Genomic DNA, 19,016 nt, shown 5'->3' on the forward strand with positions numbered 1-19,016 from the left:
TGTGGTGTAGCGCTGAATTTGCGCTACATGTATGGGTAACAGGGCAGGTTAGTTTATAAGTGCGAATTGGTAACCTAAAGGTGTTTATTAACAAAGGGGGGGAGATTTATTGGGAATTTTACTCGAACTGATAGGTTCAATTGGAACACTTATTTTTTCTTCTATGAAAGATGTTACAAAAGAAGAAATTAACAAGAACATTGAGTTTCTTAAACAATACAAATGGTTTCAAGCATATATTGAGAATGTCCAATGCAATAAGTTAATCAACGAAAATGACAAAGTGCGACACATCATTGGTAAAATAAATATTGAAAAAATGTGGAGAAATTCCTATCATAATAAGTATAGAAAAAAATTAGAAATGATGTTACAAAAACAGACAAATAATCTTTGGTAACTTCTCAAGCTAACGGGTGCATTACTTGAACAAGGGTAAGATTTTAAATAATCTATTTGACACAAAACACGTTTCATTCAGTCATTGAATGAAACGTGTTATTTTTATTGTCTTTTTACGGAAGGGGGAAACCGCATAGTGTTTTTCAAAACTAAAATCTGTAGAAATAAGCTGTATATCTACCCTGAAGTCGAAGCACATGTAGCAAAATAAAATTCAACCGAACTAATCGTGCTGGGTTTTGTCGTCCTTGAAACATCCCACCTCCTGTTGAGGATGATGGATACCCAATCCTTCAAAAAGAATGTGCGATTCACGCTTAATACCTTCTGCACTGCACCTGCAAGAGGGGCGATGAAATGAGATGGAATCTATAAGGAAGTTCCGTTGAACGTGTAAATGCCCAACTCATTTTCTACTAGATCGGATTTATCATTGTACAGGTGAGAAAGCCAAAGTTCATATCGACTTGGTTTATATTGCGTACAATGCTAGTAAACTTGCAGTTGATCGACTCACCCAGCTTCAACTAACCACAATAGAGTAATCGGAAATTTTATTAAATTTTTTAAAATCATTTCAAATTCTGTTTCTTTATGATTTTTTAAAAGTACACATTATGAAATTGATTCACTTAACAATGGTTAGCAAAAACTGGAAATGTACCAAAAAAGTCATCCTCTGTACCGGAACGATTCCGGTGCAAAGGACGACTCTTCAATCATATTATTTCTGGATAAATTGCTGCGTCCAGTAGTTTCCGTTTTTGTCATAACCGATACCGATGTGAGTGAAATCAGCCGTTAAGATATTTTGTCTATGCCCTGGTGATTCCATCCATCCTTTTACGACTTCTTCGGCTGTACGTTGGCCCATCGCAATATTTTCAGCAGCCGATTTATACGTTACACCATTAGCTTTCATTTGATCGAACGGTGATCCGTAAGTCGGGCTTGTATGTGAAAAGTATCCTTTTAATGCCATATCTGATGATTTTTGTCTTGCAGAGTTCATCAATTTAGCATCTGTTTGTAATGGTTTAAGACCTGCTTTTTGCCTTTCAACATTTGTTAGGTCAAGTACAGCTTTTTCAATTTCAGAAACAGATGCATCAGATGCTGTTTCTGCAGGTTTTACTGGCGCTACTTCTGCCGGTTTTTGCGGTGCTGTCTTAGCCGGTGGAGTTGCTTCCGGTGTTGGTGTCGCTGCCGGCTGCTTAGTCGGAGCTGGTTTTTCTACCGGCTTAGCTGTAACAGGCTCCTTCACTGGTTTCGCTTCTGGCTTAACCGTAACTGGTTTAGTTTGCTGTTGGTTCTGGGTTGGTACAGCAACCTCTGTATTATTTGCATAAGATTTCGCTAAACTATAAAGTCGATCAAAATTAATCGTTTTTTTGAGTAAAGTGTTGTCCATATAGGGTTGTTTGTCCCCCCCTATGTAGCTTTGAATGTACTGCTGTGCTTTTTGCACCTGTACATTATTGTCCAAATTTGAAGCTTCTACACTATTGTTGTTCGGCAGTATGAGCGCCGAACCGAGCATGAGTACTGCAATCGATTTTTTCATCTCATTACTCCTCCCTTCGCAATCTATCATAACGCGTGGGAGAGTTAGAATATCGGGTTTTTTTTCCAGTCTATCCAATTCTAAAATGAATACTCTTGCAAAGGTCTCATATTCTATGGAAATGGATAAGTCTGGTCAACTATCTTTATTTTTCATCTTAATAGGGGTTGACGACCTCCTAAATTAACGATTTCATGCCTTCACCTATAATCACTAGATGGGCTTCCATCTTGACGGATTCAGACAACCATTTGACCATTCCATACGCACATTGAAATAAAAAAGGGTTTTTATAATCGGAAAGGAATTGTTCAGTATGAATTCGATGAATGATATGAAATACGCTGTTACTTCAGCAAAATACCATTTTGCTTTGTGTAAAGGGGTTCATAAAGTAGTCGAGGATAAAATTAATGGGGTGTCTCATTCCGAAACCTTTTTAAATGGGATGATTGAGGCTGAGTTTCATCCAGTAGTGACTATGAATGAAATGTCAGAGTTAGTCATGCATCGATTAATGAAAACGTGGGTGATACGGAGGTTCATTTTCAACTTTCACTTTCTGATGCAGATTCAGCCTCGATGTTCGGGATAACCATCAAATAGGATTGTATGCGTGGGCATTGCTAAAACGTCGTAAATGATTGGTTTAAATCAGGGCAGAAAGAAGATGAATAATCTAAAATTGCCTAGCTGGTTGGGTAGAAGGAACAATCAGGATTTTCCGTTCGGTTTTTGACATAAAATATATCTACCATTATAAAACCAAGCTCACTAAAGTGTGGAGAGTAGAGATGAAAAATGACCAGATCTTTTGACATAAAATAGTTAGTCTTAGCTTAGCTGAGTACAAATTATTTTAGTTTTGTTCTTACTCAATGCTATAGTAAACAAAAAACATCAAACAATAATCTCCAAAAAAATGATGAAAAGAGGAAGAAAATGTTTAAAAAAATAATGAAGCAAATCAAGCAACTGTCCCAAGGAAGCAGCGAACGAAGACGTGGTCAATATCGTCGTGGGAGTAGCAGTGAACGAGGAAATCATTATCGTCGGGGCAGTAGCAGCAATCGAAACTATAATCGATCTCCTATGAGCGGAAGTAACCACTACAAACGGAAGGGGCGGAGCAGCAGCTAACCTTCCTAACTACGGCTAATGTACTTTTTGTACAGCTTTAATTGCAGCATGAAGATCGGTTGAAATTTCACTAATAGTTGGATAAGGTTCTTTAATTTGTAATAGTCTTTTCAGCAAATAAATGGTTCCCTTTTCTAAAGATAGCTCTTCTGTCCAAGGAAGAGCTTTTTTAATTTTGAAAGAGTACGTCGTATAAAGCAAATATAAAAGTATTTCACCTAAATCATAGTAGTCCTGTTGTTTCATTTCTAGGATATCTTTCTGTTTGTTATGTAAAGAACCAGATGGTAATTGCAATGGGTCAACCGAGACTCTTTGCTTAGATAAACCAAAATCAATCAAAAATGGCTCATTATTTTTCAATAAAATGTTTGGAATACGTAAATCTTGATGGTAAATATTTTCTGTGTGAAGATAATTGACTAATTCGAGCATTTGACCAAGAATTAATAAAGACTCTTTCTCATTAAAAGTTTTCTTATTATAAAAAATATGGTCTTCCAAATGCTCTCCTTCAATAAGACTCATCACATAAAAAAAGTATCCGTTATTTGAAAAATCTTCATATAATACTGGCATATTTCTATGGTTCAGTGAACGCAACACAGAGGTTTCACTTTTAAATAGCATAACTTCTTTTTTGTTACGACTTTTACTTGGACGAAGCTGTTTAACCACTCTATTCTCTTGTGACTTCAAATCATTACAGAGATAAACAATGCCATAGCTTCCAGTCCCTATAACATTCAAAACCTCGTAGCGTCCGTTTAAAACCGTCCCTTCTTTTATAGGTATATCGACAAAAAATTGATAAATTTTTTTAATTGAACGCAAAATTGAAACTTCCCTCACCCCTTCTTTTAACTTAGGATCCTACACAAAACTTAAAAACCCCATAGTACCTTAGATTGTTTTTAGAAACTTAATGTACTCGGAAAGCTCACAAAGTCCAGCAGAAATTAATTGAGTATGAAGTATAAAAGAGTACGGCCGTTAATAAAGAAGTTACTTTTTAAAAAAGCTTAATGGATTGAAGCAGCCGAAATCTGGGGAGCTTCTTTAACTGTCATTCTTCGATAATACATGGCGATAGCCTAATTTAATTTTATCTGATTAACCTTAGGTCTACCAGTATTACGACATTTTGCTCTAGCTGTGTCATCCAACAATTGTTCGCCCACGAATGGTTTACCGTACAAATTCCTCTTCTGTTTCCAGGATGGTGTCAGCAATTTTAATTAGCCTTTTTGTAGTTCTGGCTAGACTTAACAATGTATGGATGGAAGTGCGTATTTGGAAGTTAACCAACAAGTTTTATATGTGGAGCACAACGGTAGGGTGACGAACCAGCTGAACTCGACTTCGATGCCTTCACTTGTTGTATTCATTAAAACAACAAAAAAAGCAAGAGATATGAACTCTAGCTTTTTATGATTTTTATTGGCTTGTGTTGAGGCTATCTGCCATCAACAAGTCGTTCTTGTAGGCAGCCATCGCCAGTTCATACCTTACTTTTTTGCCCGCATTCACGAAATCCGCTTCCTTCACAAGACCTGATAATGAATACCGGTGACCCCTGAAATCCACGTTCAGTTCGGTGATTTGGTTGAATTTGAAACTCTCCACGGGAACGCCGTTCTCATCCTTCAACAGGTATTCACCGTATTTCTCGTTGCATGTTTGTGCCATTTCCTCCATCACTTTGAAAGCAACGTCAGGATTTTGCGTATAGTTGAGGACAAGGCTTTCGGTTACCCGGCGCATTCCCCGGGTCCCGTTCTGAAGTTCCATGATGCTGCTATAGGAGACCGTATAGAGGTATCCGTCATGCTGGCGGATTTTCAGGTGGCGCATGCTAATATCCTCGATTTTCCCCTGACGGTTTCCATTGATGATCACATAATCCCCGTGATGGATCTGGCGCTCAAACAAGTAGGTCAGCCCCATAATGTAATCGCGGATGATATGCTGAAGGATCAATGCCAAGGCACCTACGACCACGACGGAACCAGTGACAAGCTTTGTTAGGTCGTAGAAATAGCTAAGTACATAAATAAAAAAGATGACCAGTCCCAATGCCTTTGTCACCTGGTTGGCGAAATGAATTAATGTCTCTTCCCGCTTTTCATCCAAGATGCTCGTTTTGTCAAAAAAAAGCTTGATGGATTTGCGGAGCAAATAAACCGTGAGTAGAATCAGCAGTGCCACCGTTACTATTTTTACCGGCGACTGCCGGAACAGTTCCAAGAAAAACATCCAATCAACTCCCACTTTTTTTGCACTATACCAAAGGAATGCAGATAAGAAGAAAAACCATCCTTTCGCAACAACCCTTTACGATAGCATGGTTACATTAAAAAAATAAGCAGTATACTGGCTTCTTGAGGAACGATTATATTACCAGAATGTGTTTTTCGTTGCTAAATGGTTATTAAAAGATATAGAGATAAAGGTCCATGAGGGAATTGAACCTGGGCAAGATTAATTCCCTTTTCATTCTTACAGAATAGCTAAATTTTATGAATCAGGAATGGTATGTACAATTCTTTGTTTTTCATACAATATTGTCGGAAATAATAAAAAGAATATGTGATGGGGTTAGAAATTCATGGTGAAATACTCATCCAAAATTGAAGTAAATATAAAAAGGAAAGAAGCTGATTTACAATCCAGCTTCTTCGCCTTTTATTTTAGTTTACCCATGCAGCACCAATGATGATCAAAAGGATAAACAATACAACAGTCAACGCGAATCCCTCTCGCCCATCATAATTATGCATTAATACAAGGTAAACTTTCTTAAAAATAGACTTTTGTCTTTACCAAGTCTTGGATACTACCATCTTTAGCACTTCTTGTGTAAACCCAAAGTTCACCAGTATTTGATGTAGGGGTTCTGTCGAATGGCAGAGTACTTGTGAAATTTCCGTACTCAGGAGCTCCTTTGTCAGCCATTGTAGAACGTTCTTTAGAAACAATAGTTCCGTTAGCGTCTCTTAATTGATATAAAACATTTGCTTCAAACGCTCTTGCCTGACCCTCTATTTTTTGTCCATTAACCACTATTGTTCCCGGAAGTGGAGTCCATACGACAATGTTTTGAGAGGCTGGTAAAGGCAGAATTAGCTCATATTCTGGCCAAATCAGATTTCCTTGGTAACCTGGTCGATTTTGGTTTGCCATTGTTATGCTTGAAAGGGAAATTCCAAATCTATTCGAAATCGATGAAAGTGTATCACCTGATCGTATTTCGTATATAAATACAGGTACTGTTAATGGTTGACTAGGGAAAATAATGTTGGGGTTTACTAAATCATTAATACCAGAAACTAAATCACTAAATGCATCAAACCTAGAAGCAATCTTACTAACTGTATCTCCGGATTTAACAATATAAGTTATTTTATCAGTTTTCGAAAGAACTGGAACGACAAGTACATCTCCAGGATAAATATGACCAGGATCAGTTACCGGCTGAAATAAATGATTCGCTCTTCCTATTGCTTCAACAAAACTTCCAAATCTACGAGCTATTGAATATAATGTATCGCTCTTACTTACTGTGTAAATATAAGTTTTATTAAAAACTATTGACAATATCATCACCTCCATTTTAATTTTTAAAAGTGTCTGTACTCAAACAAGACAATCTTACTATTAAGATATTCTTGTAAAACAAAGAGGATGGGGACAATCATATTGAGTCATTCATGGAATTATCAACAGAATTATAAACGGGAAGTGTCAAGGGTGCATGTCTGACTGGAGCGATAGCAGAAGGATTCTAAGGAGTTGTCACGTGGGATGATTTTCACCCTCTTGTCAAAAGTCATTTTTATCACGAAACAAATCACATTGTTACCGTTCTGAACTGAACCCCAAATGGTGGACACTTTTAAAAAAGCGATCCCATTTTGAGTTTTTTCTGTCTTAAAGTCTATGTAAACTGAAGATAACTAGCCTGATAGGAGTGTTTAAAATGAGAAAAATACTTTTCAATGAACTTCAACGTAGATTATTAGAAACAAATCCTGATGTGAACTCAGCCTCAGAACGTTCTATCCAATATAAACCTAAATTTAAAGTATTAGCCGTCGTAGAGAATCAGAACGGTAAAGGCCGTCTCAAATTTTTACTGAACTTGGATTTGACTTAGAAATGATTGGCACCGAGAAAGCTAATAGTTCACTTAGTCGTTGGAGATATTCATATCAGCTTCACGGAGAAGATGGGTACTTTCAGGAACGGCGCTGAAAAGGAGGTACTGGTCGCCCATCCACTAAAGAGTAATCTCCTGAGAAGAAACTTAATAAAGCTGAAGCGCGGATTAAATATCTTGAAGCTGAGGTCGAATTGTTAAAAAAGCTCGAGGAATTAGAGAGTCAGGCCGAGAAATAACTCTAACATCAGCAGAAAAATATCAGGTGATTAACGAAGTGATTCGTAAGTTTCAATTAAAGAGGTTAACGACCCATCTATGCGAAGTCGCAAAAGTACATCGAAGTGGTTATTATGCATTGTCCGAAAAAGTAGATATCCATGCCATCCGCGATGAAAATGACTATCATGACTACCTTGTACTCAAATGTGCTTATGATGCCTTTAGAGGGAAAATCGGATATCAGTGTCTCGATATGGCATTAGAGGAATTGTTTGAGATTCCAATGAATCAGAAGAAAATTAACGCAATTTAGCAGAAAGAGATAAAAGGACGAACAGAGTTTACAGCAATGGGAAATTGAATGGTTGAATAAATGGGTTAACAAGACTAATTAACATAGAAGATAAATAGCTAAAAGAAAACAAGCAGGTTACCCATATGTTGTATTAACCTTTCAAACACGGGCTTAAGGAAAATAGAATGATAAAAGTGATTATTGTAGAGTAGTCCTGTTCGACTCGTGTATAGTGATATTGTACTGTGGTTGAAATTACGGTAAAGGAGGTAGGTCATTTTGCTTCACGGATATATTGTTAAACGCAATTATATTTTAGGGAGGAAGTGATCCGCTATCTCGGTTCGTTGCTCCGTTATGCAACCGGTCTTTGAGCATAGACCTAAAAGAAGCTTATTTATTGTGCCCTTATAGGCGTGAACTATAATGGCGCAAGGATGAATAACAAAGAACTCAGAAGCAATCAAAGCATGGCTCTTAGTCAATAAAGATAACGCAGAAGTAAAACGAACCTCGGAGAACTTTCAACGCCTACAGTTAAGGGAGCGGAAGGGTTGCTAGATACAAATGTAGGAAGTGAAGTGTAACAACCTCGTTTGGATAGTATTTTCACAAGAGGTCTTACTACATGGAATGAAAAAAATATCGACACTCTCGTCGATTCAGAAGAAGTAAACGTAACCCGTCTAAATTGCTTAATGAAATTCAACTTGATGAAGACAATTATCATTCTTGGGTTAGTGCATTAAAACTGCTTGGTTGAAAGTAGACTTTTAGCACTCTAACAACGTGAAAGTATATAAAAAGGTGAAGAAGGATGCTGAAACAAATGATATTGCTATCTATTTCATCGTATATGTGTTATTCTTATTAAGAGTTATTTTTGTTCTTTTTCAGATTGAGAATTTTGTTTTTCGTCTAAGGTATTTGAACAAGGGTAGTAACATATTGTGTGGATATCCGCACTAGGAGGCAACAATTATGGAACAAGGTACAGTTAAATGGTTTAATGCAGAAAAAGGTTTTGGATTCATCGAGCGTGAAGCAGGAGAGGACGTATTCGTACATTTCTCAGCAATTCAAAGCGAAGGTTTCAAATCTTTAGACGAAGGTCAAAGTGTAACATTTGAAATTGAACAAGGACAACGTGGCCTACAAGCTACAAACGTTCAAAAAGCTTAATAACAGCTATAAAAAGACCCTACTTGTAGGGTCTTTTTTTATTTGCTTAAAATAGTTTATATTAATAGTAATCTGTGTCACTTTAACCGATAACGATAATCTGTGCATATTTTTAGTGTAATTTTTAAAAAAATTATTTCTTTCAGAAAATAGATGGGAACAGTTTGTAGTGAGTATGTAAGTGAAATTAAATTGATTATAAAATTCAAAATATTACATCATAACCCTTGACTCTTTTAGTAAAGTTAATTAGTATCTAATATACAGTTTACAAGTATCAGAATAGATTTATTAAAGTTTTGGTAATTTGGAAATACTTATTTCAAGGCTATTACAAAAGGGTACAGTTTAGTTGAGAATCGATAACAGACCAAATATTAGGTAACTTCACCGTAAACAGAGGTGTTTATATTACAGTCGATACCTGGTTTTTATGTGCTAATGGTCGTTGATAGAAGAAGTCATATAATCTGATTTCTAGCGAATTCAAACGAGGCAATAAATGAATTTGTAAGCCTACTAGACAACTAGCGGCTCTCGATTTAAGAATTTTATTCTTAAAAGAGAGCTTTTTATTTTGGTCTACATTTGGTTCAATATCACTTAGGAGGAATATGAAATGACAAAAAAACGAATTCTATTAAACGCTTTTGAAATGAACTGCCCGAGCAATCAATCGCCTGGATTATGGTCGCATCCTGATAGTGAAGCTCATCGATATACAGACATCGACTATTGGATAGAGCTTGCGAAACTATTGGAAGCTGCACAATTTGACTCAATCTTTTTAGCAGACGTGTTAGGTCCTTACGATGTGTACGAAGGTACAAGGGATGCTTCACTACGCCAAGCAGTGCAATCACCTGTCAATGATCCACTCTTGGTTGTGCCAGCAATGGCGGCGGTGACAAAAAATCTTGGATTTGGCGTGACGGCTTCCGTTACACATGAACATCCCTACACATTTGCGCGCCGCATTTCGACATTGGACCATTTGACAAAAGGAAGGGTTGGTTGGAATATTGTCACGTCTTACTTGAAGAGCGCCGCTTTAAACATGGGGCTTGATAAACAAATCGATCATAGTACGCGGTATGACATTGCTGAAGAGTATTTGGAGGTGTGTTATAAATTATGGGAACAGAGCTGGGAAGAGGATGCTGTTGTGAGAGACCCGAAACGTAAAGTGTACATTGATCCGAAAAAAGTGCATGACATTAACCATCAAGGGAAGCACTTCTCTGTTCCAGGTGCTCACCTTTGCGAACCGTCTCCACAGCGCACACCAGTCATTTTTCAAGCGGGATTATCACCAAGAGGGGCTGCTTTTGCGGCTGAACATGCGGAAGGTATATATATTTCCATGCCAACAGCTGACATAGCCAAAAAATACGTAGAAAAAATCCGTAGCCAAGCCGAGACATTTGGCAGGAAAAGGGATGAAATAAAAATCTTCAGCCTGTTCACACCGATTGTTGGACGGACACAAGAAGAGGCGGAAGAAAAGTACAATGATTACAAGAAGTATATAAGCCTTGAAGGAGCAATGAGTCTGTTCAGCGGATGGACTGGAATTGATTTGTCAGAATATGATTTGGATGAGGACTTGCAATTTGTCGAAAATGACTCTATGCGTTCAAGGGTTGAAATCTTCACGAAGGTGGATCCGGATAAAAAGTGGTCAATCAAAGAAATCGCGGAATTTGTAGGGATTGGCGGAATCGGCCCTGTTGTAGTCGGGACACCTGAAAAAATAGCAGACGAAATGGAACGTTGGGTAAATGAGGCGGATGTGGATGGGTTCAATATTACGTATGCGGTCAAACCTGGATCATTCAAAGATTTCGCCGAACTAGTCGTGCCTGTTTTGCAAGAAAGAGGACTCGTACGGAAGCAGTCTGAAGCGACGACTATGCGGGCGAATCTATTCGAAGCCGGTGACCAGCTACCAGAACATCACGCGGGAAAACGCTTTTCACGTAAGCTGCAACCGGTTGATCAATGAAAAGATGTTGAGGGTATTCGGAAAAATAACTAATGTATACAAATGAACATAATACTGGTTATAAAAAACCTGATTTCCAAAAAGGTCAAGAGGCCAAAAGTGATTGAATCTATTAGCACTAAAAAGATTGTGAGAAAAGGATTACATTATTTTGAAGCTGGAGAAAAATGTCGAAAAAACAAACAATATAAGATATTAATTAGGGGGAAGAAATTTTGAGCAGAGAAGAATTGTATAGAAAATCGTATTTTAACCGTCTTGGAGAATTAAGTGATCTTGTACCAGATACTTTCAAAGCTTTTGTACAGTTCGACAAACTTGCACTATCAGAGGGAAAGCTCACGAAAAAGTTAAAAGAATTAATTGCCATTGCTGTAGCTCATACAACAGGTTGTCCATATTGTATAGAAGTTCATGTGTCAGCAGCAAAAACAGAAGATGTTACAAAAGAAGAAATGTCTGAAGCCATCATGGTCGCAACGGCTCTAAAGGCAGGCTCAGCACTTGCACATGGAGTGAATGCATTAAACGCATACGATCAAAATGAAGACGATGAATTATATAAAGCGTCATATTTTAATAGATTAAAAGAATTCTCAAAGCTAAATGGAGATATATTTAAGTCATTTCTTGATTTTGATACAAAAACAATGAAAGAAAGTTTATTAAGTGTAAAAGAGAAAGAATTGATTGCTGTTGCTGTTGCCCATACAACGGGATGCCCGTACTGTATTGACATTCATACGAAGGGTGCAAAGGGTGCTGACGCAACTATGGAAGAAATAGCAGAATCGATTATGGTGGCAACTGCATTAAAAGCGGGTTCAGCCTTGGCTCATAGTGTAAACGCATTAAATGCATTTGATTCATAAATATAGATATAAAATCAAGGTTCTTAGTGTTTCATTGCTTTATTGAACGGCAAAAGCAGGTCACACTAAGTGACCTGTTTTTGTATTTACACTAATAAAAATTATTGATTTGCAAAGACCAGCAATTGCCATCTTTTTTTTCGCATGTGTATATTTCACAAATTTACAAGTTCTCCTGCTACAACATTAAATCAGTCGCAAACCGAAGACATAACTGGGATTTCGAGAGATTAGGGTTTCAGTCATTGGTGCGAAACCCATTTTTTGTACCCTAACATTTTAGTATAATGAAACAATGATTCATATCGGGTAGATGTTACAAAATAACTGGAAACTGAAGATATGTCCGCAACCGTACAAATCAAGTATTCGTTAAGTGATGTGGTGAATTCAGCCATAAATAAATACCTTATATATTACTTTTTTATAATATAACAGAGTATATTGATAATTATATCACTAATTGAAAGAACCTATTTTATGTTTACGGTCGTTGTGTTCAAATGTCAATCCGCGTCACGTAATTCAAAGTCAAATACGCTTAAGTTTTCGATTATAATCCGTTGTTGATACTTGATATTAAAAAACAGACCCCATTTGCCTTTCCACGGAAATCCTTATAAAAAGTTTCTAGTGCATCGCACATTACTACTTACGCCCAAAATGTATGAAAAAATCATTAGCCTTGTCTACAAATCACTTTTTTTCCTGCTGTTTTGTTGAATATATCTGTACTATAGCAACATCGATTAGTGATAAAGGCAAGGGCAATTGGACAGAATTGATTAGTTTAAATAAATCTCGTTTCTCTCTTTTATTCTTGAAATGATGATTGATGAAACCATATTAGTATTAATAATTTGCGCTTTAGCTGGTATCAAAAAACCATTTAATTTTAAAAATACAAAACAATCTATATTAAATTTCCTTATAGTTGTAGGCGATTTTGATTTGATTTGGAATCTTGTACCATTCTTTTTTTCGGTAAGAAAGAAATTCGGTTTGTGAATGTTCAGAAATTTAAATTGACATTATCTGAACTTTGTATTAATCTATTATTGCATTACAGAATTTCAACTAAGCGTTTATTTTTAGTTATATTGGAATGACCTAGAAATGTTAATTATCTAAAAGGGGGAAGTATTTTGTATAATCCGGAAATTGAAACAGCCTCACGCGTACAAATGGAAGAGTGGCAGTTAACTGGTCTTAAAGAGACAGTGAAAAAGGTATATGGTAATGTTGATTTTTACAAAAAGAAGTTTGATGAGCTGGGTGTAAAACCCGAGGATATTCAAACTATTGATGACATTGTAAAACTTCCATTTACGGTCAAGAAAGATTTTCGGGATACATATCCTTATGGTTTATTCGCTGAGCCAATAGAAAATATTAATCGGATTCATGGTTCATCCGGGACAAGTGGCAAACCGACAATCGTTGGTTATACCGAAAAGGATTTAAAAAATTGGGGAACTATTGTTGCAAGAGCAATCGTTACGGCTGGTGGAAGGAAATCGGATGTATTTCATAACGCATATGGTTATGGATTATTTACGGGTGGTCTGGGACTTCACCAAGGTGCAGATGAACTTGGCGTTGCGACAGTTCCAATTTCCGGTGGAAATACAGAACGCCAAATTACACTAATTAATGATCTGAAGCCAAGAGGTATTTGTGGAACGCCTTCATACATTCTGAGCATCGTTGAAAAGATGGAGGATATGGGGATTGACCCACGTGAGACCAATCTTGAATATGGCATTCTCGGAGCAGAAGCATGGTCGGAAGAAATGCGTGCTACTCTCGAGAAAAAACTAAACTTTAAAGCAGTAGATATATATGGTTTAAGTGAAATTATGGGACCTGGCGTAGCAATTGAGTGTCATGAAGAGCAGGACGGTCTTCATATAGCAGAGGATCATTTCTATGTAGAAGTAATTGATGTAGATACGCTTCAACCTGTTGCGGATGGAGAAAGTGGGGAGCTTGTCTTTACTAGTCTTCAAAAGGAAGCGCTGCCAATTATCCGCTACCGTACGGGAGATATTGCTTCCATCACTCGTGAGAAATGTAAATGTGGAAGAACTACGACGAGAATGTCACGTGTCAAAGGGCGGACGGACGATATGATGATTATTCGCGGTGTAAACGTTTTCCCATCGGAAATGGAAAGGGAACTTCTCCAAGTTAGTGAACTCACGCCAGTGTATCAAATCCATTTAGTCCGTAAAGGTGCTATGGATGCTGTAGTACTACATGTTGAGTGTGATACATCTCTTTATAATGAAATTGGTGAAGATTTAAAACACGAAAGAATTACTTTATTAAAGAGAAAAATTCAACACCAGATGAAAAATACTTGTCTCATATCCGTAGATATTGTTGTGAATCCACCAAAAACGATTCCACGTTCGGAAGGAAAGGCTATCAGAGTTGTCGATAAACGGGAGAAATGCCTAGTTAGTGTTTAATTAGCAAAACTAAAAAGGGGTGTGTGTGTGATGGGGGACCTTTTACAGTTTACGTTAACTGGGATGACAATTGGCAGTATTTATGCCATTGTCGCTCTCGGTTTCGTTACTATTTATAGTGTGACAAAGGTTATTAATCTAGCTCAAGGAGAATTTGTAATGTTGGGTGGTTTGACGATGTTTTCTTTATCGTCTGCCGGTATGCCCTACTGGCTAGGTTTTATTGTGACTATCATCTTTGTTTCGATGATAGGCTGGGGAATGGAGTTTGTTCTAATTAGGAGGGCTAAAGGAGCAAATGCCATTAGTCTGATTATATTAACGATTGGAACGGCCATATTTTTTCGTGGAATCGCTAGTATCATTTGGGGGAAGGATCAATTGCGAGTTGCTCCGTTTACAGAAAATAATCCGGTCAACATTGCAGGAGCTACAATTACACCACAAGCAATTTGGGTTATCGTAATAATGCTTTTAGTAGTTGTACTATTATATCTGTTACTTGATAAAACAATGGTAGGTAAAGCGTTCCGAGCGTCATCAGTAAATCCATTGGCAGCACGATTGATGGGAATCAGCCCTAAAAAAATGTCAGCGCTTTCATTCGCTTTAAGTGCAGCGCTCGGCGCATTGGCGGGTCTTGCTATCGCCCCAATTATGTTCCCAGCCTATGATATGGGTACAATGCTCGGCATAAAAGGTTTCTCGGCAGCAATTTTGGGCGGGCTTGGAAGTGCCCCAGGAGCTGTTATTGGTGGATTGTTGATTGGCTTATTGGAATCCCTAGGTGCTGGTTACATCAGCTCAGGAATGAAAGATGCGATTACTTTTTCGGCGATTCTGTTAATCTTACTAATTCGCCCTAGTGGTATTTTAGGTGAAAAAAGCGTTGGAAAAGGAGGATTGTGATGAAGTTACAAGGGGTTCAACAAACAAAATGGATGGGTGTGTTACTCTTTGCTTTGGTGATTATTGGATTCCCATTTGTGGTCACACAGTCATTCTATTTAACGCATGCAACATTCGCTGGCATTTACGCTATTATCGCAATTGGACTCGGGTTATTGATGGGATATGCAGGTCAAATTTCACTTGGACAAGCTGCGTTTTACGGTGTTGGTGCATATACGACGTCAGTATTGACGGCGACAATGGGGTGGAGTCCATGGGTAAGTCTGCCATTCGCACTTCTTATTCCTGGATTGCTGGCCTATGTCATGGGTCATACTATGTCACGATTAAGCGGCTACTATCTTGCAATGGCGACGCTTGCACTTGGAATAATCGTCCATACGCTACTGGTAGAATGGCGTGACGTAACAAAGGGTGCTTCAGGGTTTTATGGAATACCGCAACTAAAATTATTTGGTTACACGATTAATCAAGGAATTCCCTATTATTACCTCGTTTGGTTTTTCGTCATCATCGTCTTAATTCTTTCTTTAAATATTGTTCATTCGAGAGTTGGGAGAGCGCTACGATCAATTCATGACAGTGAAATTGCCTCAAGTTCGATGGGTGTGAATACTGGGAAATATAAAATGCAAATCTTCATTTTAAGCGCTATGTTTGCCGGACTTGCGGGCTGGCTGTTTGCACATATGAGTTACAGTATTTCACCAGCAGCGTTTACATTCGATGCATCAATTCTTTTTTTAGCAATGGTTGTACTAGGAGGAAGTGGCAGTGTATGGGGGGCGTTAATCGGAACAATTCTAATCCGAGTTGTAGGTATTATCGTTCATATGCTTGGTGAACAGTTTCCTTTCATTACCAGTGACTTTGAACATGTCATTTACGGCTTGATATTAATGCTTGTTGTCATTTTTGTACCACGCGGCTTGTTCCCAACTATTGCTGATTGGATTGAATCAAATTTGTCGAAACAATCGAGTAAAAAACAAAGGATAAAACTAGGGGCTAAAAGGGAAGTTTCATGAAAGTGAGGCGATTTGATTGTTGAAGGTTGACGCTATTACGAAAAAGTTTGGTGGAGTCGTCGCCAATAATGAAGTTTCATTTACGGTTGAAGAAGGACAAATTGTTGGATTGATCGGTCCAAACGGTGCGGGGAAAAGTACAATGTTTAATATGATTTCTTCGATTTTTCCACCCACTACTGGAAGTATTACATTTTTGGGGAAAAGAATCGAAAAACTTCCAGCATTTCAAGTTGCGCCATTAGGTATTTCACGTACTTTTCAAAACATACAGGTATTTAAAAGTATGACAGTCATCGAGAATGTAATGGTTGGTCAGCATGTGCAAACGAAGACGGATATTCTTGGAATGGTGTCACTACTTCTCGGTTCAAAGAGAGAAGAGAAGCAAGTATACGACAAAGCAATGAGTTATTTGGAGTTTTTTGGTCTTGAGGATCTCTATGATCAGAAGGCGGCTAGTTTATCACTCGGAAAGTTACGTCTGCTTGAATTCGCAAGAGCGTTTGCGACAAACCCGAAATTACTATTACTGGATGAAATTGCGGCTGGATTGAATCATAAAGAGACTCAAGAAATGAGCGAATTAATTATAAGAGTGCGCGATACAGGCGTGACAGTTTTAGTTGTCGAGCATGACATGGATCTTGTTATGAGCATTTGTGAGAAGATTATTGTCTTGGATCAAGGGACAAAAATAGCCGAGGGAACCCCAAAGGAAATTCAAGAGAATGAAGCAGTTATCACTGCCTACTTAGGAGCTGATATAGATGAAATCGAAAAGGTGGAGGAGGCCATATGAGCAAAAATAAATTAATGGACGTAATCGATATATCTGTTAGTTATGGGCCTATCCAAGCCTTAAAGGGCGTCTCTTTATCCGTTGATAAAGGAGAAATCGTTGCATTGCTTGGTGCGAACGGTGCCGGTAAAACAACCTTATTGCAAACGATTTCAGGGATTTTAAAGCCGACTAATGGAAAAATAGTATACCAGGGGAATGACATAACTGGAATGGAAGCAGAAAAAGTCGTTGGGAGACATCTTGTGCACGTACCAGAACATCGGCAAGTATTTTCAACGATGACTGTCTTGGACAACCTATATCTAGGTGCCTATCATCATCGTAAGAAGACCAAAATGAAAAATATTGAAAAAAATATCGAAAGAGTTTTTGGATTATTCCCTATATTAGAGGAGAGGAAAGACCAATTAGGTGGAACGATGTCCGGCGGGCAGCAGCAGATGCTTGCAATTGCACGAGGTGTTATGTCGGAGCCTGAATTACTACTTCTTGATGAGCCTACGCTAGGATTAGCCCCGCTTATTGCGAAAGATGTGCTTGAACTCGTTCGGGATTTACGTGCTGAATTCGGCACGACCATATTATTAATAGAACAGAATGTTACGGCCTCTTTAAAAATTGCCGACCGTGGTTATGTAATTTCACACGGAGGGATTGTAAATAGCGGGAGCTCTAAAGAATTGTTAAATGACCCTGAAGTAAAAGAAGCATACCTAGGTCAAACAGTACACTAAAATGGGGGATAAAAAATGAGAAAGTTATTTTTAACATCGCTATTGACTATAATGACTGTATTGATCCTTGCAGCATGTAGCGAGGGGTCTGACAATGAAGAAAGCTCTGGCGAAGTCAGTGAGTATAAAATTGGAGCTATTTACTCGAAAACTGGACCGAATAGTCCACTTGGCGAGCCAGAATGGAATGCAACTAAATTAATTGAAGACAAGATTAATAGTGAAGGCGGTATCAATGGAGTACCGTTGAAAATTATTTTAGCTGACGATGAATCTAGCCAAGAGAAGGCAACTCAGGAAGCGAATCGTTTGGTCAATGATGAAAAGGTTCTTGTGCTTCTTGGTTCATCTGGAAGCGGTGAAAGTCTGGCGATTAAAGGGATTGCGATGCAGCAACAAGTACCGATGATTTCAGCTGCAGCAAGTACACATATCGTTGAGCCAGTCGAAGAAGCAAAGTGGGTGTTCAAAACGCCACAATCTGACAGACATGCGGTTGAGCGCGTTTACATGTATTTAAAAGAGCAGGGAATCAGTAAGGTTGGAACTATTATTGACTCAAATGCATTTGGTTCAAGTGGACTCGAACAGATGGAAGCACTAGCAAAGGAATATGACGTTGATATTGTTGCAAAAGAAAGTTACAACACTCAAGATCCAGATATGAGTGCACAACTCACAAAAATAAACAGCGCGAAAGCAGAAGCAATTGTCGTATGGGGAACAAACCCAGGTCCGGCAGTTGTCGCTAAAAACACACGTGATTTAGGTATTGATTTACCGATTATAGGAAGTCATGGAATTGCCAACCAAAACTTTATCACACTAGCTGAAGACGCGGCTGAAGGGGTTGTTATTCCAACAGGTAAGTTACTCTTCCCGGATCAGATTGCGGAGGATGATATCCAATTTGACGTGATTTCTACTTTTTATAAAGATTACTTAGATAAGTTTAGCAGTGAGCCGACAAACTTCGGTTCTTACGGCTATGATAACTTAATGCTTGTCATCGAGGCGTTGAAAAATGGAGCTACGGATCGCGAATCGATTCGTGATTATTTGGAAAATGACGTTACGAAATGGATTGGTACAACTGGCATTTACAACCTAACTGCTAAAGATCATAACGGTTTAACAGCAGATAGCTTAGTTATGGCTGTTGTTAAGGATGGTAAGTGGACGCTACTTAAATAGTAATTAGGATCTTGGAAACAAAATACAC

General features: G+C 38.1%; 18 protein-coding genes. 13 read left to right on the plus strand and 5 right to left on the minus strand.

Annotation, left to right across the window (positions count from 1 at the left end; genetic code table 11):
- Positions 1 to 109 precede the first annotated feature (109 nt).
- A complete protein-coding gene (locus AC1TO4_RS15900) occupies positions 110 to 400 on the plus strand; it encodes a hypothetical protein (protein WP_482106129.1) in 291 nt (96 codons plus the stop codon).
- 726 nt (positions 401 to 1,126) lie between these two features.
- Here the strand turns inward: AC1TO4_RS15900 and AC1TO4_RS15905 are convergent.
- On the minus strand, positions 1,127 to 1,966 hold the full coding sequence (locus AC1TO4_RS15905; protein ID WP_482106130.1) for a CAP domain-containing protein: 840 nt from the start codon (positions 1,964 to 1,966) through the stop codon (positions 1,127 to 1,129).
- A 316-nt stretch (positions 1,967 to 2,282) separates the two neighbouring features.
- On the opposite strand from AC1TO4_RS15905, the gene AC1TO4_RS15910 reads away from it, so the two are divergent.
- The gene (locus AC1TO4_RS15910; RefSeq protein ID WP_482106131.1) at positions 2,283 to 2,561 is read left to right on the plus strand and encodes a hypothetical protein; all 279 of its coding nucleotides are present in this window, start codon (positions 2,283 to 2,285) and stop codon (positions 2,559 to 2,561) included.
- A gap of 560 nt (positions 2,562 to 3,121) precedes the next feature.
- On the opposite strand, the gene AC1TO4_RS15915 is transcribed toward AC1TO4_RS15910, so the two are convergent.
- The 4 genes from AC1TO4_RS15915 to AC1TO4_RS15930 form a co-directional block, all read right to left on the minus strand.
- Entirely contained in the window at positions 3,122 to 3,940 is an 819-nt protein-coding gene (locus AC1TO4_RS15915; protein ID WP_482106132.1) for a serine/threonine-protein kinase, read from the minus strand.
- Between the two features lie 603 nt (positions 3,941 to 4,543).
- Entirely contained in the window at positions 4,544 to 5,362 is an 819-nt protein-coding gene (locus tag AC1TO4_RS15920) for a mechanosensitive ion channel family protein (RefSeq protein WP_482106133.1), read from the minus strand.
- A 434-nt stretch (positions 5,363 to 5,796) separates the two neighbouring features.
- Entirely contained in the window at positions 5,797 to 5,886 is a 90-nt protein-coding gene (locus AC1TO4_RS15925) for a YjcZ family sporulation protein (protein WP_482100975.1), read from the minus strand.
- A gap of 19 nt (positions 5,887 to 5,905) precedes the next feature.
- Positions 5,906 to 6,709 carry a LysM peptidoglycan-binding domain-containing protein gene (locus tag AC1TO4_RS15930; RefSeq protein ID WP_482106134.1) on the minus strand — a complete coding sequence of 268 codons (804 nt, stop codon included), beginning with the start codon at positions 6,707 to 6,709 and terminating at the stop codon, positions 5,906 to 5,908.
- 376 nt (positions 6,710 to 7,085) lie between these two features.
- On the opposite strand from AC1TO4_RS15930, the gene AC1TO4_RS15935 reads away from it, so the two are divergent.
- From AC1TO4_RS15935 to AC1TO4_RS15985, 11 genes are all read left to right on the plus strand, one after another.
- A complete protein-coding gene (locus AC1TO4_RS15935) occupies positions 7,086 to 7,262 on the plus strand; it encodes a hypothetical protein (RefSeq protein WP_482106135.1) in 177 nt (58 codons plus the stop codon).
- A gap of 280 nt (positions 7,263 to 7,542) precedes the next feature.
- Positions 7,543 to 7,800, plus strand: coding sequence for a hypothetical protein (locus AC1TO4_RS15940; protein ID WP_482106136.1), 258 nt, complete (start codon positions 7,543 to 7,545; stop codon positions 7,798 to 7,800).
- Positions 7,801 to 8,763: 963 nt separating this feature from the next.
- A complete protein-coding gene (locus AC1TO4_RS15945) occupies positions 8,764 to 8,964 on the plus strand; it encodes a cold-shock protein (protein ID WP_025783429.1) in 201 nt (66 codons plus the stop codon).
- A gap of 619 nt (positions 8,965 to 9,583) precedes the next feature.
- A complete protein-coding gene (locus tag AC1TO4_RS15950) occupies positions 9,584 to 10,969 on the plus strand; it encodes an LLM class flavin-dependent oxidoreductase (protein WP_482106137.1) in 1,386 nt (461 codons plus the stop codon).
- A gap of 215 nt (positions 10,970 to 11,184) precedes the next feature.
- Positions 11,185 to 11,841 carry a carboxymuconolactone decarboxylase family protein gene (locus AC1TO4_RS15955; protein ID WP_482106138.1) on the plus strand — a complete coding sequence of 219 codons (657 nt, stop codon included), beginning with the start codon at positions 11,185 to 11,187 and terminating at the stop codon, positions 11,839 to 11,841.
- 1,184 nt (positions 11,842 to 13,025) lie between these two features.
- Positions 13,026 to 14,315, plus strand: coding sequence for a phenylacetate--CoA ligase family protein (locus AC1TO4_RS15960; RefSeq protein ID WP_482101017.1), 1,290 nt, complete (start codon positions 13,026 to 13,028; stop codon positions 14,313 to 14,315).
- Positions 14,316 to 14,345: 30 nt separating this feature from the next.
- Complete coding sequence (locus AC1TO4_RS15965; protein ID WP_482100969.1) at positions 14,346 to 15,224, plus strand: branched-chain amino acid ABC transporter permease; 879 nt, start codon at positions 14,346 to 14,348, stop codon at positions 15,222 to 15,224.
- On the plus strand, positions 15,224 to 16,255 hold the full coding sequence (locus AC1TO4_RS15970) for a branched-chain amino acid ABC transporter permease (protein WP_482106139.1): 1,032 nt from the start codon (positions 15,224 to 15,226) through the stop codon (positions 16,253 to 16,255). The genes AC1TO4_RS15965 and AC1TO4_RS15970 overlap by 1 nt, the downstream gene beginning before the upstream one ends.
- 16 nt (positions 16,256 to 16,271) lie before the next feature.
- Complete coding sequence (locus AC1TO4_RS15975) at positions 16,272 to 17,057, plus strand: ABC transporter ATP-binding protein (protein ID WP_482106140.1); 786 nt, start codon at positions 16,272 to 16,274, stop codon at positions 17,055 to 17,057.
- On the plus strand, positions 17,054 to 17,794 hold the full coding sequence (locus tag AC1TO4_RS15980) for an ABC transporter ATP-binding protein (protein ID WP_482106141.1): 741 nt from the start codon (positions 17,054 to 17,056) through the stop codon (positions 17,792 to 17,794). Before AC1TO4_RS15975 ends, AC1TO4_RS15980 begins: the two co-directional genes overlap by 4 nt.
- A 15-nt stretch (positions 17,795 to 17,809) precedes the next feature.
- Complete coding sequence (locus tag AC1TO4_RS15985) at positions 17,810 to 18,988, plus strand: ABC transporter substrate-binding protein (protein ID WP_482106142.1); 1,179 nt, start codon at positions 17,810 to 17,812, stop codon at positions 18,986 to 18,988.
- The last annotated feature ends 28 nt before the right edge of the window (positions 18,989 to 19,016 follow it).

It is taken from the genome of Sporosarcina sp. Y838, from assembly GCF_056786515.1.

Coding starts and splice junctions, on each gene's coding strand:
- AC1TO4_RS15980 (WP_482106141.1), top strand. CDS start 17,054: ATGAGCAAAAATAAATTAATGGACGTAATCGATATATCTGTTAGTTAT.
- AC1TO4_RS15905 (WP_482106130.1), bottom strand. CDS start 1,966: ATGAAAAAATCGATTGCAGTACTCATGCTCGGTTCGGCGCTCATACTG.
- AC1TO4_RS15965 (WP_482100969.1), top strand. CDS start 14,346: ATGGGGGACCTTTTACAGTTTACGTTAACTGGGATGACAATTGGCAGT.
- AC1TO4_RS15950 (WP_482106137.1), top strand. CDS start 9,584: ATGACAAAAAAACGAATTCTATTAAACGCTTTTGAAATGAACTGCCCG.
- AC1TO4_RS15935 (WP_482106135.1), top strand. CDS start 7,086: ATGAGAAAAATACTTTTCAATGAACTTCAACGTAGATTATTAGAAACA.
- AC1TO4_RS15960 (WP_482101017.1), top strand. CDS start 13,026: ATGGAAGAGTGGCAGTTAACTGGTCTTAAAGAGACAGTGAAAAAGGTA.
- AC1TO4_RS15970 (WP_482106139.1), top strand. CDS start 15,224: ATGAAGTTACAAGGGGTTCAACAAACAAAATGGATGGGTGTGTTACTC.
- AC1TO4_RS15945 (WP_025783429.1), top strand. CDS start 8,764: ATGGAACAAGGTACAGTTAAATGGTTTAATGCAGAAAAAGGTTTTGGA.
- AC1TO4_RS15910 (WP_482106131.1), top strand. CDS start 2,283: ATGAATTCGATGAATGATATGAAATACGCTGTTACTTCAGCAAAATAC.
- AC1TO4_RS15930 (WP_482106134.1), bottom strand. CDS start 6,709: ATGATATTGTCAATAGTTTTTAATAAAACTTATATTTACACAGTAAGT.
- AC1TO4_RS15920 (WP_482106133.1), bottom strand. CDS start 5,362: ATGTTTTTCTTGGAACTGTTCCGGCAGTCGCCGGTAAAAATAGTAACG.
- AC1TO4_RS15985 (WP_482106142.1), top strand. CDS start 17,810: ATGAGAAAGTTATTTTTAACATCGCTATTGACTATAATGACTGTATTG.
- AC1TO4_RS15925 (WP_482100975.1), bottom strand. CDS start 5,886: ATGCATAATTATGATGGGCGAGAGGGATTCGCGTTGACTGTTGTATTG.